The organism is Serratia sp. SM04, assembly GCF_040280225.1.
Lineage (GTDB): Bacteria > Pseudomonadota > Gammaproteobacteria > Enterobacterales > Enterobacteriaceae > Serratia > Serratia sarumanii.
In genome coordinates, this window is sequence record NZ_JBEOQT010000005.1 from 46,005 (window position 1) to 59,669 (window position 13,665).

General features: G+C 60.2%; 16 protein-coding genes. 7 read left to right on the forward strand and 9 right to left on the reverse strand.

From position 1 onward, the window contains the following. Positions 1-244 precede the first annotated feature (244 nt). The 3 genes from ftsX to ftsY are packed head-to-tail and all read right to left on the reverse strand — an operon-like array spanning position 245 to position 3,625. Positions 245-1,198, reverse strand: coding sequence for a permease-like cell division protein FtsX (gene ftsX / locus ABTW55_RS09455; RefSeq protein WP_033636680.1), 954 nt, complete (start codon positions 1,196-1,198; stop codon positions 245-247). Next, positions 1,188-1,859: a cell division ATP-binding protein FtsE gene (gene ftsE / locus ABTW55_RS09460; RefSeq protein ID WP_004934337.1), complete on the reverse strand. Its 672-nt coding sequence runs from the start codon at positions 1,857-1,859 to the stop codon at positions 1,188-1,190. The genes ftsX and ftsE overlap by 11 nt, the downstream gene beginning before the upstream one ends. Before the next feature lie 5 nt (positions 1,860-1,864). Then, complete coding sequence (ftsY, locus tag ABTW55_RS09465; protein WP_060423390.1) at positions 1,865-3,625, reverse strand: signal recognition particle-docking protein FtsY; 1,761 nt, start codon at positions 3,623-3,625, stop codon at positions 1,865-1,867. 242 nt (positions 3,626-3,867) lie between these two features. Here ftsY and rsmD point away from each other — a divergent pair, with 242 nt between their 5' ends. Continuing rightward, complete coding sequence (gene rsmD, locus ABTW55_RS09470) at positions 3,868-4,488, forward strand: 16S rRNA (guanine(966)-N(2))-methyltransferase (RefSeq protein WP_033636678.1); 621 nt, start codon at positions 3,868-3,870, stop codon at positions 4,486-4,488. Beyond that, positions 4,478-4,750, forward strand: a complete 273-nt coding sequence (locus ABTW55_RS09475; protein ID WP_004934327.1) for a DUF1145 family protein — start codon at positions 4,478-4,480, stop codon at positions 4,748-4,750. The genes rsmD and ABTW55_RS09475 overlap by 11 nt, the downstream gene beginning before the upstream one ends. 3 nt (positions 4,751-4,753) lie before the next feature. Here the strand turns inward: ABTW55_RS09475 and ABTW55_RS09480 are convergent, their stop codons facing one another. Continuing rightward, positions 4,754-5,110 carry a DUF2500 domain-containing protein gene (locus ABTW55_RS09480; RefSeq protein WP_033649654.1) on the reverse strand — a complete coding sequence of 119 codons (357 nt, stop codon included), beginning with the start codon at positions 5,108-5,110 and terminating at the stop codon, positions 4,754-4,756. A 159-nt stretch (positions 5,111-5,269) separates the two neighbouring features. On the opposite strand from ABTW55_RS09480, the gene ABTW55_RS09485 reads away from it, so the two are divergent. Further along, positions 5,270-5,896, forward strand: coding sequence for a lysoplasmalogenase (locus tag ABTW55_RS09485; RefSeq protein WP_033636676.1), 627 nt, complete (start codon positions 5,270-5,272; stop codon positions 5,894-5,896). Between the two features lie 40 nt (positions 5,897-5,936). On the opposite strand, the gene ABTW55_RS09490 is transcribed toward ABTW55_RS09485, so the two are convergent. Together ABTW55_RS09490 and ABTW55_RS09495 are read right to left on the reverse strand one after the other, a co-directional pair. Next, the gene (locus ABTW55_RS09490; RefSeq protein WP_060423392.1) at positions 5,937-6,314 is read right to left on the reverse strand and encodes an AprI/Inh family metalloprotease inhibitor; all 378 of its coding nucleotides are present in this window, start codon (positions 6,312-6,314) and stop codon (positions 5,937-5,939) included. 55 nt (positions 6,315-6,369) lie between these two features. Next, positions 6,370-7,833: a serralysin family metalloprotease gene (locus tag ABTW55_RS09495; RefSeq protein ID WP_033636674.1), complete on the reverse strand. Its 1,464-nt coding sequence runs from the start codon at positions 7,831-7,833 to the stop codon at positions 6,370-6,372. Positions 7,834-8,514: 681 nt separating this feature from the next. Here ABTW55_RS09495 and ABTW55_RS09500 point away from each other — a divergent pair. After that, positions 8,515-10,824: a zinc/cadmium/mercury/lead-transporting ATPase gene (locus ABTW55_RS09500; protein ID WP_060423395.1), complete on the forward strand. Its 2,310-nt coding sequence runs from the start codon at positions 8,515-8,517 to the stop codon at positions 10,822-10,824. A gap of 59 nt (positions 10,825-10,883) precedes the next feature. Here the strand turns inward: ABTW55_RS09500 and ABTW55_RS09505 are convergent, their stop codons facing one another. From ABTW55_RS09505 to tusA, 3 genes are all read right to left on the reverse strand, one after another. Then, a complete protein-coding gene (locus tag ABTW55_RS09505) occupies positions 10,884-11,159 on the reverse strand; it encodes a type II toxin-antitoxin system mRNA interferase toxin, RelE/StbE family (RefSeq protein ID WP_060423398.1) in 276 nt (91 codons plus the stop codon). Next, on the reverse strand, positions 11,159-11,356 hold the full coding sequence (locus tag ABTW55_RS09510; protein WP_033649649.1) for a hypothetical protein: 198 nt from the start codon (positions 11,354-11,356) through the stop codon (positions 11,159-11,161). The genes ABTW55_RS09505 and ABTW55_RS09510 overlap by 1 nt, the downstream gene beginning before the upstream one ends. Before the next feature lie 61 nt (positions 11,357-11,417). After that, complete coding sequence (gene tusA, locus ABTW55_RS09515) at positions 11,418-11,663, reverse strand: sulfurtransferase TusA (protein WP_025304890.1); 246 nt, start codon at positions 11,661-11,663, stop codon at positions 11,418-11,420. 220 nt (positions 11,664-11,883) lie between these two features. On the opposite strand from tusA, the gene ABTW55_RS09520 reads away from it, so the two are divergent. The 3 genes from ABTW55_RS09520 to ABTW55_RS09530 all read left to right on the forward strand — a co-directional run bounded on the left by ABTW55_RS09520 (position 11,884) and on the right by ABTW55_RS09530 (position 13,663). Then, positions 11,884-12,543, forward strand: coding sequence for a 7-cyano-7-deazaguanine/7-aminomethyl-7-deazaguanine transporter (locus ABTW55_RS09520; protein ID WP_033636672.1), 660 nt, complete (start codon positions 11,884-11,886; stop codon positions 12,541-12,543). Between the two features lie 41 nt (positions 12,544-12,584). Beyond that, complete coding sequence (locus tag ABTW55_RS09525) at positions 12,585-13,019, forward strand: GNAT family N-acetyltransferase (RefSeq protein ID WP_060423401.1); 435 nt, start codon at positions 12,585-12,587, stop codon at positions 13,017-13,019. 80 nt (positions 13,020-13,099) lie between these two features. Then, a complete protein-coding gene (locus ABTW55_RS09530; protein WP_033636670.1) occupies positions 13,100-13,663 on the forward strand; it encodes a DcrB family lipoprotein in 564 nt (187 codons plus the stop codon). Positions 13,664-13,665: the final 2 nt, after the last annotated feature.

Sequence of the window (13,665 nt, forward strand, 5' to 3'; positions counted from 1 at the left end):
GTTGCTGAAGCAAAAGCGGTTCCACACGCCGGGCACCTTAACATTTGCTGCAATTTTTGACCGTACTCCGCCCTATAAGTTCACCCTTTTTTGCAAGCATTGTTGCTGACAATACGTGACGAAGGTGCAGGCCGATAGGGAATTTGTGCGCTAAGAAGAGAGGTGTGGTGCTGACTTCGCTTGAGGTCACTCTTCTCCCGCAACGCGATCAAAAGCAGCAGGAGAAGAGTATACCAAAAAAATCTTACTGTGGTGTAAATCGGCGTAAATGTTGCACCGTCGCCAGCCAGGCGGCGATCCAACCGATCATCGCGGAGATGATCAGCAGCAGCAGCGCCTCGTCCCAGCCCAGCCCGTGCAGGGTGAAGGTGGTGCCGAACACCTTGGCTACCCCGGCGACTACCGACTCCAGCTGCCACACCAGCGCGCCGGAGAGCACCAGCGACAGCAGCGCGCCGGCAAAGCCGAGCATCGCCCCGCCGTTAAGGAACGGCCGCAGGATAAAACCGTCGGTGGCGCCGATCAGCTTCATCACGTTGATGGTGTCGCGGCGGCTGAAGATGCTCAGACGCACGCTGTTGCCGATCACCAGGAACACCGCCACGATCATCAGCACGCCGATGATCGCCGCGATCTGGCCCGCCAGCCCGGTCAGCGCCGCCAGGCGGGCAAACCAGCTGTCATCCATACGCACTTCTTCCACGCCCTGCACCGCCGCCACGCGATCGCGCAGGGTGTTGAGGGTATCCGAACTCTGGAAGCTCATCTTCGGCGTAACGATCGCCACCGCCGGCAACGGGTTCTCTTCCAGCATGTCCAACGCGCCGCCAAAGCCAGACCAGTTGCGGAACTCGCCGCGCGCTTCTTCACGCGACAGGTAATTCACCTTCTCCACGCCGGCTTCCGCCTTGATGGCGTCGAGCACTTTCAGCGCCGCGTCGTCGTCGAGCGATTTATCCAGGTAGACCGTCAGCTGCGGCGTCGGGTACCACTGGCTGGCCGCGGTGCTGACGTTTTTCCACACGATGTAGCACACGCTCGGCAGCGTCAGGGAGATGGCGATCACCATCACCGTCAACAGCGTCGCCAACGGCTGGCGCAGCATGTCTTTGATGGCATTCATCCAGGCGTAACGCCACTGCTCGCGCCAGCCGCCGCGCAGCGCCTTGCTCTTGGCGGTTTTTGCGTTATTGGCCATGGTGAGCGCCCCCTTGCATGCGGCCCTGGCTCAGCGTCAGGATGCGGTAATTGCGGCGGGCGATAAGCCCGGTGTCGTGCGTCGCCATTAATACGGTGACGCCGACGCGGTTGAATTCTTCAAACAGGCGCAGAATGCCTTCCGACAGCGCGTCGTCCAGGTTGCCGGTCGGTTCATCCGCCAGCAACACCGCCGGCTTGTTCACCACCGCACGGGCGATGCCCACGCGCTGCTGCTCACCGCCGGACAGTTGAATCGGGAAGTTCTTCGCTTTATCCAGCAAACCGACCTTGTCCAGCGCGGCGGAGACGCGGCGGCGGATGTCTTCGGTACTGGCGCCGGCGATGATCAGCGGCATCGCCACATTGTCATACACCGTGCGATCCAGCAGCAGGTGGTGATCCTGGAAGATCATGCCGATCTGCCGACGCAGGAACGGCACCTCGCGGTTTTTCAAACGACTGATGTCGTGGCCGCCAAACCAGATGTGGCCGGCGCTGGGCCGCTCGATACCGCAAATCAGTTTCAGCAGGGTACTTTTCCCCGCGCCGGAATGGCCGGTCAGAAACGCCATTTCCGCCGGGCGCAGATGGAAATCGACCCCCTGCAGCGCTTGCCGTCCGCCCAGATAAGCTTTACTGACCTGTTCAAAGCGAATCATCCGTATTAATCCTCTCGGGCAAAAAGTGCCTCAATAAAATCGTCAGCCTTAAACGGCCGCAAATCTTCGATGCCTTCCCCGACGCCGATATAGCGAATCGGGATACCGAACTGATCGGCGATGGCGAAGATCACCCCGCCCTTGGCGGTACCGTCCAGTTTAGTCAGCGTGATGCCGGTTAAGCCCACGGCCTCATTAAATAATTTCGCCTGGCTGACCGCATTCTGGCCGGTGCTGGCATCGAGCGTCAGCATAACCTCATGGGGGGCCTGGTCGTCCAGTTTTTTCATGACGCGGACGATCTTCTTCAGCTCTTCCATCAGGTGCGATTTGTTCTGCAGACGACCGGCGGTATCGGCGATCAAGACATCGATGCCGCGCGCCTTGGCGGCCTGCACCGCATCGAAGATCACCGAAGCGGAATCCGCCCCGGTATGCTGCGCCACCACCGGAATGCGGTTGCGTTCGCCCCACACCTGCAGCTGCTCCACCGCCGCGGCGCGGAAAGTATCCCCCGCCGCCAGCATCACCGACTTGCCTTCCGCCTGGAATTGGCGCGCCAGCTTGCCGATGGTGGTGGTTTTACCCACGCCGTTCACGCCGACCATCAGAATGACATACGGGGTTTTCCCGCTGACATCCAGCGGCTGATCGACCTTGGCCAGAATTTCGGACATTTCCTCCTTCAGCTTGCCGTACAGTGCTTCGGCGTCTTTCAGCTGCTTGCGGCTGGCGTGCTGGGTCAGGGAGGTGATGATCTTGCGCGTGGTCTCCACGCCGACATCGGCGATCAGCAGCTGTTCTTCCAACTCGTCGAACAGGTCGTCGTCGATCTTTTTACCGCGGAACAGCCCCATAAAGCCGGAGCCGAGGTTTTGCTTGGTTTTCAGCAGGCTACGTTTCAGGCGAGCGAAGAAGCCCTCTTTGGTCGGCCGCTCCTGCTCTTGCGCAGCGGCCGGCACCACAGGTTCAAGCGGCGCTTCTTCTTCCGGCTCCGATTCTGGTTCGACGACCGGCTCGGGCTCAGCGGCTGGCTCGGGCTCAGCGGCTGGCTCGGGCTCAGCGGCTGGCTCGGGCTCAACAACCGGCTCGGGCTCGACAACCGGCTCGGGTTCAACGACCGGCTCAGGCTCGACAACCGGCTCAGGCTCAACAACTGGCTCAGGTTCAACGACCGGCTCTGGCTCGACAACCGGCTCGGGTTCAACGACCGGCTCAGGTTCAACGACAGGCTCGGGCTCAACAACCGGCTCGGGCTCGACAACCGGCTCAGGCTCAACAACTGGCTCAGGCTCAACAACTGGCTCAGATTCGACGACCGGTTCGGGCTCAACAACCGGCTCAGGCTCGGCGATCGGCTCGGGTTCAACGACCGGCTCTGGCTCAACGACCGGCTCAGGTTCGACAACCGGCTCGGGTTCGACGACCGGCTGCTGTTGCGCCACTACCTGCTCGGTCACGCTGACAATCTCTTCGGCCAACGCTTGCGCCGTCGGGTGTTCGGCCGCCGCCGGCAGGTTTTCCGCGATGGGTTCGCCGGCCTGGCCGCTATCCCACTCTCCCGGGGTGTCGACGGAGGCGGCAGGTTCAGATTCCTGGGCGGGGAGCTTGTCATCCAGCTTGGCGGTGGCCGGTTCAGCCGGCGTCTCCGCGGCCTGAGGCTCCGCCTGCTCTACCGGCTGCTCAGGTTGCTGTTGCTCTTCTTCCTTTTCCTTCTGGCCAAACCCCAGCCAGGAGAAAAACCCACGTTTCTTATCTTTTGCCATGTTATGACTCTACTCCGTACCGAAGGCTCGCTTACCCTACATACCTGAAGGATATATGCTGACAATAATCCGCCGAGTCTATCACTTTCCCTCGCGCAGCAACACGCATCCGGCATGCTTTCCGGTGTGAAATCAGACAACAAAGTTTTACCGTTCCCCCCGAAGCCCGTCACCGGTAGAATAGGGGCAACTTTTCGTTAACCTCTACGGCTCCGCGCCGCAAAAGAAATCAAACAACGCTTATGACAAGACTCTCGCCACGGGCGGCGGCCAAAAAACCGCCCCAGGCCGCAGCCGGACAGATCCGCATCATCGGCGGCCAATGGCGCGGTCGCAAGCTTCCGGTGCCGAACAGCCCGGGGCTGCGCCCCACCACCGATCGGGTGCGCGAAACCCTGTTCAACTGGCTGGCGCCGGTGATTCAGGGCGCGCGCTGCCTGGACTGTTTCGCCGGCAGCGGCGCATTAGGGCTGGAAGCGCTGTCGCGCTACGCCGGCAGCGCCACGCTGTTGGAATTCGAACGGCCGGTGGCGCAGCAGCTGGAAAAAAATCTGGCGCTGCTGCAGGGCAAGGGGGTGGTTATCAACACCAACGCGCTGAGCTGGCTGGCGGGCGAGGGCCAACCGTTCGACGTGGTGTTCCTCGATCCGCCGTTTCGCAAAGGCCTGCTGGCAGAGACCGCCTTGCTGCTGGAGCAGCGTGGCTGGCTGGCCGACGAGGCCTGGATCTATGTAGAAGCCGAGGCGGAAAGCGCCGCGGCGGACGTGCCTGCCAGCTGGCAGTTGCACCGGGAGAAGGTCGCCGGCCAGGTGGCCTATCGCCTTTATATTCGTTCGCAAGAGAAAACCGACCATGCTGATTAATCTGGGCCGCCTGCTGATGCTGTGCGTGTGGGGCTTCCTGCTCTCTAACCTGTTCCATCCTTTTCCCAAGCCGCTGAAGTATTTCATCGACGTGGCGCTGTTCTTTATGGTGGTGATGCACGGCCTGCAGCTGGTGCTGTTGAAATCCACCCAGCCGAAGGATCAGCCAATCAGCTACTGGCAAGAAGCCAAGATCTTTATCTTTGGCGTGTTCGAGCTGCTGGCCTGGCAAAAGAAACAGCCGCCCATCAAGAAGAAATGACCGCTACGGCTGAACGCTGAAAGAGACGAAGCGCGTGCCCTGCATGTTCAACGTGCCCTGCGCGCCTTTTTCTATCGGGTTGTATTGCCACTGTTTCAGCCGAAGCGTGATGTCTTCACCGCCCTGGTTCGGGCTGAACACCACCTCGTAATACATCGGCTCATTGACCAGCGGTTCGCGCTGCGGCGCGCGGGTCCTGGCGACCGGGAAGCTGCGCTTGTCGCTCACCGTCACCTGCAGGCTGCGCATCGGCGCGCGATCGTTTTCCGCCTCCCGCTGGCGCTGTTTGAAGTAGCGTTGCGTGGCCAGCACGGCGATCAGCGCAATCACGGCGACAAAAAATAACGGTGGTTTGCTCATCGGTTTCCCATTTCCTTCACGGCCAAATCGGCGTAAACATAGCATTCTCAAGAAAGCATTGTCGATCGTCGGCAGGCTACCTACACTGAAATAAGAAGTGACATTGGTGACAGTTTGGAGCCGGTTGTTGCGGCTCCCTCATGCATAAGGAAGACATAAATGAGTTGGCCGTTCCTTGCCGTATTCTTTTCCGGTTGGCTGTTCGTCGACGCCTCATACCGTGGCCCGCGCTGGCAGCGCTGGGTGTTCAAACCCGTCACGCTGCTGCTGCTGTTGCTGTTGGCCTGGCAGGCGCCGGTGCTCGGCGCCGCGGGTTATCTGATCGTGCTCGGCCTGCTGGCGACGCTGATCGGCGACGCGCTGCTCCTGTTGCCGCGCGAGCGGGTGCTGTACGCCATCGGCGCCTTTTTCCTGTCCCATCTGCTGTATACCCTGAGCTTCGCCAGCCAGATGACGTTCAGCCTGTTCTGGCCGCTGCCGCTGGCGCTGCTGGCGATCGGCGCGTTGCTGCTGGCCACCCTTTGGACCCGGCTGGAAGAGATGCGCTGGCCGATCGTCACCTACGTGGCGATGACGCTGCTGATGGTCTGGCTGGCGGGCGAGCAATATTTCCTGCGTAGCACCGATTTCGGCTTCTCGCTGCTGACCGGCACCTCGCTGCTGCTGCTGGCCAACGTGGTTTGGCTGCTCAACCGCTACCGTTTCACCTTCCGCGCGGCGGACGCCATCGTGGCTTTCTGTTACTTCTCCGGCCACTTCCTGATCGTGCGTTCGCTCTACCTGTAACTCTCTGCCGCGGGTTCGGTGCGCCGAACCCGTTTCCACATCAAGCCAGCGCTTTCAACGTCAGGGCATCATCGGCGCCCAGCTGATTGCGATACAGATCGCCGTCGCGCGAGAAGAACGCCAGCGTGCTGCCATTCGCCCGCAGCAGAGCGATGCCGTCCGGCGCCGGGCGCCAGCCCACCACCTCGGCCGCAAACACGCTTTGCAGACAACGTTGCCGATCCACCAGCTGATAGCCGTTGGTCTCGCTTTGTTCATTCGCCAGAAATTCGATTTGGCATTGCCGCTCGCTGTCGGCAACCTGCCATTGCCCCGCCAGCGACTGCGCGGTCGGCAGCGCCAGGCTGCCGGCCATAACCGCACTCGTCACCATCATGCCGCCCGCCGCCAAAGCGGTGCGCGTTAAAGTACCTTTCATACCGGGCTCCCGCATCACGCCCGGCCGAGACTGCGCCGGGCGTTCCGTTGCTGTGTTACACGATAAAGTCAGTGGCGACGTCAACCTGGCCGACGATTTTCACCAGGAAGTCCGGCGCCTGATGGCCACCGATATTCACCGACAAATCGGTCACGTTGTTGGAAGCGTTGTAGCTGAGCAGCGCTTCGCCGGCCGTGCCGCTGAAGTGATCGACGAAGTGAATGAAATCGCTGCTCTGCGCCTCTTTGTTGAAGAACGACAGGTCAATTTTGTCGATCCCTTTCTGGAAGTCGCGGATCCAGTCTGAAGCGCCCGGTGCGGAATCGCCGGCGGCAGAGAACACGAAGATGTCTTTGCCGGCACCGCCCCACAGCTCATCCGCCCCGCCGCCGCCGAACAGCACGTCGTTACCCGCGCCGCCTTTCAGCACGTTGTTGGCCGCGTTGCCGACAATCACGTCGTTGCCGGAACCGCCAATGGCGTTCTCAATGGTCACACCGGCGGCGATCGAGACGTTGCCCTTCAGGCCGCCCACGTCGGAGAACGATTTCTCGTTCAGGTTGATGCGCTGGTTAGCGGTGTAACCGGAGAAGTCGAAGGTATCGTTACCGCCCGCATCCCAGGCCGCAAAGATCACTTTCTGCGAGTTGCTGGTGGTGCTGAGGAAGTCGCGACCGGTGTTGGAGTTAAAGCCGTACACGGTGTCGCCGGTGCGGGTCGACAGGTTGGCGCCATACAGATGCTGAATGGCGGCGATGTCATCCAGCAGCGGAGCCGCGGCATAGTGGCCGCCGTTGTCGCCACCGGTGTTGGTTTCACTCCAGTAGCTCATCAGGCTGAACTGGCGGGTATCCTCCGCATAAGTGACGTCGCGATAGGTCGGGTTGCCCTCACCGGCGTTGTAGTCGCCCGGGTGGCTCAGGCCCAGCGCATGGCCAATCTCATGGGTGAACGTCTGACGGCCGTAGTCTTCGGTCGCCGGATGCTTCACGTTGGATTGGTTGACGTTGTACCAGGTCTGGCCGCCCAGATCCTGGCCCTGCCAAATGGTGTTCGGCAGGAAGGCGTAGGCCTGGGTGCCGTAATCATAGTGGCCGGGACGATCCTGGCTGTAGTTGCCGAAGGTGATGTTGGCCTTTTGACCGGCCGCCACTTCGGTGAAGGTGATATTGGCGACGTCCGCCCAGGACTGCAGCGACAGCTTAGCCTGCTGCTGCTGTTCTGCGCTGAACTTGCTCAGCCCGGTGTCGCCGGCGACGTTGGTGGAAGAGAACTTATAGTCCGGGAAGGAGAAGGTTAATTTGACCGGCTGGCCAAATACCTTGTAACCGTTCCAGGTTTGGTTCTCACGGGTAATAAACAGCCCAGCTTGCTCGTTAGAAAATGAATCCTTGCCATTAATCTGAATCCCGTTGCCCCGCTCATGATAATGCAGCAGGTCGTCTACAGCATCGTAGCCAGTTGTTGCGGCTGCAAGGCTGGATTCAGTAATTTCAATTGCCTTTTTAGTAGATTGCATTGGTTCGATTCCACTCATTACCTGATTGATATCAATCAGACAGATAGACATAACCTCCCCGTAAGCCAGGGCTAATGAACCTCAGGCCTGCTGGAAGGGGCTTATGCGCCGTTGCCGGCAGTGTGTTAGGTAGAATTAATGCATATATATCAGCAAATAAGATCACCATTAAAAATGGTAATCGATTCCAATTATAGGCAGGGTCGCAAAACTGCACATAAAATAATCAACCATTTATTATCGCAACGAAAGTTTGTTATGCTGCTTTTCTGGCTTCTTTACAAAACAAATGAAACTTGATGGGGAGAAGTTGGCACCAAACTTCAATAGCAATGCGGCCTGCAGACTCAAGCGAATCATGCTGGCTTTCCCTAGGGTAAAAGGTAAATTTTGCTAAAGCGTTATAGATTAATAACTCTTTATTATTAGGTCGGGCGATTTTTTAGTTTCTATAGGAATATTATTTTCTTATTTAAACTATCGGCGGCGAGCCTGTTTCCCCAAATAGGGGATAAGAAAAGCCGATAGATTAAAATTCGCATTATTCATTATTGAATGAATCCCCCTTTCTACGCTTGAACGCCGTTAGCAATAATTCTCATCGGGCGCTTGACTCTGGAGTGGACTCCAGGGTGTAGAGTCAGTTGAGCAAACCCGTTTAACAGCCCGAAGGGGGACGTTATGCACAATCAGCAAAACCATAATCATCAGGAACATCACCACGCCGAAGGCGGATGCGGCTGCAACCACAGCCACAGCAAAACGCAGCATGGCTGCAGCAGCGAACCGAAAAACGCCGCCGAACAGGCCCACCATCATCACGATCATGGCGATAGCGGCTGCTGCGCCGCCACGCCCGACGATCCGGACGAGGAAAGCGACAGGCTGGCCGCCGCTCCCCCTTCCGGTAGCCAACGTTTCAGCTGGAAAGTCACCGGCATGGACTGCCCCAGCTGCGCCAAGAAAATCGAAAATGCCGTCACCGCACTCCCCGGCGTCGACAGCGCGCGCGTGTTGTTCGCCACCGAAAAGCTGGTGGTCGACGCACAGTCCGACATCAGCCTGCGGATCCAGGACGCGGTCGCCCAGGCCGGCTTTACCCTGCTCGGCACTCAGAACGCCAAAGCCGCCGCGCCGAAAACCTCACGCTTCGGCGAATTCGCACCGCTGCTGCTGTTAACTACCCTGATGGTCGTCAGCTGGGTGCTGGATCGGGTTAACCCGGAGCTGGGGCGCATCGCCTTTATCGCCACCACGCTGGTCGGATTGGCGCCGGTCGCCGCCAAGGCGCTGCGTTTGATCCGCTCCGGCACGCCATTCGCCATCGAAACGCTGATGAGCGTGGCGGCCATCGGCGCGCTGTTCATCGGCGCCACCGCCGAAGCGGCGATGGTGCTGCTGTTGTTTATGGTCGGCGAACTGCTGGAATCCTACGCCGCCAACCGCGCGCGACGCGGCGTGACGGCGCTGATGGAGCTGGTGCCGGAAGACGCGCTGCTGCTGCAAGGCACGGAACGCAAACGCATGCCGGTCGCCAGCCTGCGCCCTGGCGACGTGATTGAAATCGCGCCCGGCGGGCGCCTGCCGGCCGACGCCGAGCTGCTCAATCCGTTCGCCAGCTTCGACGAAAGCGCCCTGACCGGCGAATCGGTGCCGGTCGAGCGCCAGCAGGGCGAGAAAGTGGCCGCCGGCAGCCTGTCCGTCGATCAGGCGGCGCAGATGAAGGTGATCTCCGAGCCCGGCAAAAACGCCATCGACCGCATTCTGCAGCTGATTGAAGAAGCCGAAGAGCGCCGCGCGCCGATCGAACGCTTCCTCGACCGGTTCAGCCGTTATTACACCCCGGCCATTATGCTGCTGGCCGTCGCGGTGATCCTGGTGCCGCCGCTGCTGTTCTCGCAGCCGTGGGATACCTGGATCTATCGCGGCCTGACGCTGCTGCTGATCGGCTGTCCGTGCGCGCTGGTGATCTCGACCCCGGCGGCCATTACATCCGGGCTGGCGGCCGCCACGCGGCGCGGCGCGCTGATTAAAGGCGGCGCGGCGCTGGAGCAACTGGGCCAGATACAAACCATCGCCTTCGATAAAACCGGCACCCTGACCGAAGGCAAGCCGACGGTGACCGACGTGCTGCCGATAGGCACACTCACCGAACAGCGGCTGCTGCAGCTTGCCGCCGCGGTGGAAGCCGGTTCACATCACCCGCTGGCGCAGGCGATTATCAATCGCGCCGCCGCAAGCGGGGCCGAGCTGCCGCTGGCGCAGGCGCGCCGCGCGCTGGCCGGCGTCGGCGTGGAAGGGATCGTGGACGGCAAGACCGTGCTGATCAGCGCGCCGGGCAAGCTGGCGCCTGGCCTGCTCGACGTTCAATGGCAGAGCAAGGTAGACAAGCTGGAAAACGCCGGTAAAACGGCGGTGGTGGTGCTGGAAGACGGCGCGCCCATCGGCTTGCTGGCGCTGCGCGACACGCTGCGCAGCGACGCCAAACAGGCGATAGCCGAACTGAACGCGCTGGGTATTCGCGGCGTGATGCTGACCGGCGACAACCCGCGCGCCGCCGCGGCGATCGCCGGCGAGCTGGGCCTCGACTATCGCGCTAGTCTGTTGCCGGAAGATAAGGTCAACGCGGTCACCGAGCTGAGCGAACTGCGCCCGACGGCGATGATCGGCGACGGCATCAACGACGCCCCGGCGATGAAAGCCTCCAGCATCGGCATCGCCATGGGCAGCGGCACCGACGTGGCATTGGAAACCGCCGACGCCGCCCTGACCCACAACCGGCTGCTGGGCGTCGCGGAGATGATTCGCATCTCGCGCGCCACCCACGCCAATATCCGGCAAAACATCACCATCGCGCTGGGGTTGAAAGGGATCTTCCTGATCACCAGCCTGCTGGGGCTGACCGGTTTGTGGCTGGCGGTGCTGGCGGACTCCGGCGCCACCGCGCTGGTCACCGCCAACGCGCTGCGGCTGTTGAGAAAGCGCCAATAACGCGGCGCCAGGCCGGGTTCCTCAATGGGAACCCGGCATTATCGATTGCAGCGGCAGTATTAAGGATATTGTCGGCGCGTATGTAAAACCCGCAACACCCGGATGTGAGTTTCCAGCACCTGGTAAACCAGGAGATAATGGGGATGTAGGGGGATTTCATGCGTGCCGTCCACTCTGCCGCGCCGGAAAATTCGAGGATGTCTGGCGGCGGGAATGACGGCCTCCATGATGAGAACCTTCATTTTTCTGGCCGCCAGAGGGTTATCATTGGCGATGAATCCCACAATCTCCACCAGATCCTGACGTGCGGCTCGAGTCCATTCGATGTTGAGCATTATGCCTGCTTCGCTTTGATCCTGGCTTCTGCAGCAGCGATAACAGCATCCATTTCAGCCATCACGTCATCATGAGGAATGCCGGGCCGCGGCTCATCCATGGCTTCCTGAACTCTTTCAAGAAACCAGCGCTCATAGCCCTGTGTACGTTCCTCATTTTCCATCTTGGCAACCGTAGGCAGTAGTAAAATACTCATCGTTTGTCCCCTTCGAACGCTCCCCGATCGCAGGGAGCTTATCTCACGAGGCGATTAAAAACTATACACCTTTACGTAACAGATAACGGTATGGCGCCTGCTCGGTCTCCTGCGCCACCAGCGTGTGCTCCATAAAGCGGCAGAACCCCGGAATATCGCGGGTGGTGGCCGGATCGTCGGCGATAATCAGCAGCGTTTCGCCGTTGTCCATATGGCGCACGGTTTTGCGCACCATCATCACCGGTTCCGGGCAACGCAGGCCCAGCGCGTCGAGCGTCTGGTCTGCCTGGGCAAATAAGTCAGTCATGCAATTTTTCTCGTTCAAAAACGATCGGCGAACGCTCGCCGCATCTCATTAGCGCCTAGTTTACGCCGGTAGTTTTTCTGCGCAAGATGCGTTAACGTTTGCGTTAAATTTAACCATTGCATTGGTTGCGCAAACGCGTATCATGCCGCCGCGCAGCGTTTTTTGCTGTTTTGACAAGACACACTGGGTTCCCTCACCCCACTGCTAAAAAGGCTACAATATGTATTCGTTTACCGCACAGCAGCGCTTCACGGCGTTGGTCTGGCTTTCGCTGTTTCATATCGCCATCATTACCTCCAGCAACTACCTGGTGCAGTTGCCGATCACCGTTTTCGGCTTCCATACCACCTGGGGCGCCTTTACCTTCCCGTTTATCTTCCTCGCGACCGATCTGACCGTGCGCATCTTCGGCGCGCCGCTGGCGCGGCGGATTATCCTGGCGGTGATGGTGCCGGCGCTGTTCATCTCCTACGTGATCTCCACCGTCACCTATCAGGGAGAATGGCAGGGCTTCGCGGCGCTGGGCAGTTTTAACCTGTTCGTGGCGCGTATCGCCGTCGCCAGCTTTATGGCCTACGTGCTCGGCCAGATCCTCGACGTTCACGTCTTCAATCGCCTGCGCCAACGCAGCGCCTGGTGGGTGGCGCCGGCGGCGGCGATGTTCTTCGGCAATATCAGCGATACGCTGGCGTTCTTCTTCATCGCCTTCTACAAGAGCAGCGATCCCTTCATGGCCAACAACTGGGTGGAGATCGCGCTGGTGGATTACAGCTTCAAGGTGATGATCTGCCTGCTGTTCTTCCTGCCGATGTACGGCGTGTTGCTGAACATGCTGCTCAAACGCATCGCGGCGCGCAGCGGCAGCCTGCAGCCGGGCTGAGCCGTGTTATTCTGGGCGGCCCTATCCTTTGGAGGCCGCCCATGATCCCAATCGTCCGCATCGCCACGCTCGAAGAAATCCACCGCCTTTACCAACGCATCCCCGAATTCGGCGGCCTGCATAGCCTGGCCGATCTGCAGCGGCGCATCGGCGGTGCCCCCGCCAGCCTGTTGATCGCCGACATCGACGGCCAGCCGGCCGGTTTCAAACTCGGTTATCAACAGCGGGAAACGGTGTTTTACAGCTGGCTGGGCGGCGTGCTGCCGGCATTTCGTCGCCACGGCGTGGCGCAGGCCTTGTTGGCCGAACAAGAGCGCTGGGCGCGGGCGCAGGGCTATCGCCGGCTGACAGTCAAAACCCGTAACCGGTTCCGCGCCATGCTGACGATGCTGCTCGCCCACCACTATCAGATTGTTCAGCTGGAAAAGAAAGGCGAAGTGGCTGATTATCGGCTATTACTGGAGAAAAACTTGTGACAACATCTGCCTTGCATTTCAACCTGGAATAGGTTGCGATACGACAGTGAATCCCTACCGGAAAGGAAGAAGGAAGCCCGATGCGTAAAGTAGCGAAATTGATGGGTATCAGCCTGCTGGCGCTTGGCCTCGCGGCCTGCGACGGCGACACCAAAGACACCAAGGCAGCGTCTGACGGCGCGGCGGCCAGCGCGCCGGCCGGGCAGCAGGTCAGCCTGCTGGACGGTAAACTGGCGTTCACCCTGCCGGTCGGCATGGCGGATCAGAGCGGCAAGCTGGGCAACCAGGCCAACAACATGCATGTTTACGCAGACAGCACCGGCCAGCGCGCGGTGATCGTGATCCTGGGCGACAAGACCGCCGACAGCCTGGAGACCCTGGCCAAGCGCCTGGAGAATACCCAGCGCGCGCGTGACGCCAACCTGCAGGTGATCACCAACAAGGCGCTCGACGTCAACGGCGTGCCGCTGCGTCAGCTGGACAGCATCATCACCAGCGGCGGCGAAAAAGCCTATTCCTCCGTCCTGATCGGCTCGCTGAACAACAACATGCTGACCATTCAGGTGACGCTGCCGGCGGACAATCAGCAGCAGGCGCAGGCCGAAGCCGAAGGCATCATCTCCACCCTGAAGCTGAAGCAGTAATC